This window comes from Corallococcus sp. CA053C (assembly GCF_003611675.1).
Taxonomy (GTDB): Bacteria; Myxococcota; Myxococcia; order Myxococcales; family Myxococcaceae; genus Corallococcus.
Genome location: NZ_RAWA01000691.1, coordinates 1 through 2,487 on the forward strand (window position 1 = coordinate 1; position 2,487 = coordinate 2,487).

Sequence of the window (2,487 nt, forward strand, 5' to 3'; positions counted from 1 at the left end):
TTCCAGGCCCCCTGTCGTCACCATCGTCAATGTGTAATGTCCAGCTCGCGGGAACGTATCGGCCGCTCGTGCCATCGCTGCGCGGTGAAGGCTACTTCCCGCCTGCCGCCCCGCCCCCCGACCCTGCGGCCGGGCCTCCCAGGTGCTTCTGGAAGAACATCAGCGCCGTCGTCTGCGCCAGGTCGCGGTTGGCCTTCTTCTGGAAGCCATGGCCCTCATCCGTCGCCAGCAGGTACCAGACGTCCGAGCCCTTCGCCTTCACCGCCTGGACGATCTGCTCCGCCTCCGACCGGGGCACGCGCGGATCGTTCGCGCCCTGCTGCACGAAGAGCGCCGCGCGAATCCTGCCCACCGACCCCAGCGGCGAGATGCGCTCCTGCACCACGCGCACCGCCGGATCCCTCTCGTCGCCGTACTCCGCGCGCCGCAGGTCCCTGCGGTACGCCTGCGTGTTCTGCAGGAACGACGGCAGCGACGAGATGCCCACCACGTCCACCGCCGCCTTGATGCGCTCCGGGAAGAACGTCGCCGCGGCCAGCGTCATGTAGCCCCCGTAGGAGCCGCCGTAGACGCCCACCCGCGACGCGTCCAGCTCCGGCCTCGTGGCGATGAAGTCCAGCGTGGCGCCGATGTCCGCCAGACTCTGCTCGCGCTTCACGCCGTCATCCATCCCCCGGTACGCCTTGCCGTAACCGTCCGAGCCGCGCACGTTGGGCACCAGCACCGCCAGCCCCAGCTCCGTCGCCATCAACTGCACCTGCACGTTGAAGCTCGGCACGCTCTGCGACTCCGGCCCGCCGTGGAACAACACCACCACCGGCAGCGCCCCCTTCACGTCCCGCGGCCGGTACAGGAGCGCCGGCACCTTCACCCCGTCCGTGGACGGATAGCGCACCAGCTCCGGCTCCACGAACGTCTCCGGCGACAGCCCGCCCGTCTCCGAGCGCGTCCAGCGCGTCGTCTTCTTCGTGCCCAGGTCCACCATGAAGATGTCCATGGGCACCCGCGCCGACGACAGCGAGAACGCCACCCGGTCCGAGCGCCCCGACGGGAAGCGCAGCTGCGAGATCACCCCGCGCGGCGTCTCCACCGGCGAGAGCGTCTGCGCGCGCGTGTCCAGCAGGTACAGCCGGCCAAAGCCGTCCTCGTTGGAGGCCACCGCCAGCTTGCGCCCGTCCGCGGACAGCTCCAGGTGCTCCACGTTCCAGCGCACCGACTTCGTCAGCGACGGCGGCGCGGCCGGGGGCGTGCCCGTCAGCGGCAGCCGGTACACCTCCGCGAAGTCGCTGTAGCGGTCCGTGGACAGGTACACGCCCTGCCCGTCCTGTGTGAAGACGGCGGCGTCCACGCTGCCCTTGCCCTCCTTCGGCGTGAGCTGCGTGCGCGCGTTCGTCTTCAGGTCCACCACGCTCAGGTCCGAGTCGTCCGCCGCGCGGTACTGCCGCACCAGCAGCTTCGAGCCGTCGCGCGAGAAGTCCAGCGGCGCCCAGCTGCCCGCCACCTGCGTCACGAGCTTCGCCTGCTTCGGCGCCGCGGTGGGCGCCACGTACACGTCGGTGTCCTTGCCGTTGCGCCCCGTGCCCGCGTACGCGAGCCAGCGTCCGTCCTTCGACACCACCAGCTCCTCGTGCCGGCTCTTGCCGTCCGTCAGCAGCTCCGAGCGCCCCGTGAGCCGATCCAACCGGAACAGCTGGAAGAACTCTCCGCCGCCCTTGTCCTGGAAGTAGAAGACCTGGCGCGGGTCGCCCGGCAGGAAGCGCGCCTTGTTGATGGGCTCCTTCGTGAAGGTGAGCTGCGTGCGCGTGCCCAGCGGCATCTCCACCACGTGCAGCTGGTTGACGTCCGCGAAGCGCGTGGAGATGAGCACCTGCTTCCCGTCGCTGCTCACGTCCAGCAGCTGCGCGGCGCGGGACTCCAGGTACTGCTGGACGCGCTCGGTCAGCTCGGCCGGCACCGGCGGCACTCCCACCGCCAGCAGGTTGGGCTGACCGGGCAGCGGCGCGATGCCCGGGATGGCGGAAGGGGCCGTCGTGGCGGCGGGCGCCAGCTTCGGGGGCGTCGGCACGGGCGTCTGCGCCGCGAGCAGGGACACGAGGAGCGGAAGGGACGCGAAGGTCATGGTGTCGCGGACCCTACCAGCGCCGCCGTGCCGCCTGCCGAGCACGGGTGATGCGTGTTGAACACCGGATGGCGCGTGATCCGCGGCCAGGCCCGTGATGCCCGGGGGTTGCGACGTGCGCCGGTGCACAACGTCGCGGGCGGACAGTCCCGGACCGCGGGGGGGTAGCCCTTGCGCGGGGGGGTTCCCACCCTACAGCGGTCGACATCGGTGTCGCGCCGCGTTCGCGGCCCGCCGAGGAGGGGACTTCGACATGGCCTGGATGCGGGGGAAGACACTGCTCGTCGTCGCGCTCACTTCGTTGGGCGTGCTCGCGCCCGCGTGCGGCGGAGGCTGTCTCTTATACCCATCTGACGCTGCCGACGAAC

The 2,487-nt window shown here is 70.9% G+C and carries 1 protein-coding gene; it reads right to left on the bottom strand.

The window, feature by feature from the left end:
- Positions 1-91 precede the first annotated feature (91 nt).
- Positions 92-2,119, bottom strand: a complete 2,028-nt coding sequence (locus tag D7V97_RS42185) for an alpha/beta fold hydrolase (protein ID WP_120616159.1) — start codon at positions 2,117-2,119, stop codon at positions 92-94.
- Between the last annotated feature and the right edge of the window lie 368 nt (positions 2,120-2,487).

Bases quoted from the DNA above. Each gene is read 5' to 3' on its own strand.
- D7V97_RS42185 (WP_120616159.1), bottom strand. From the start codon at position 2,119: ATGACCTTCGCGTCCCTTCCGCTCCTCGTGTCCCTGCTCGCGGCGCAG.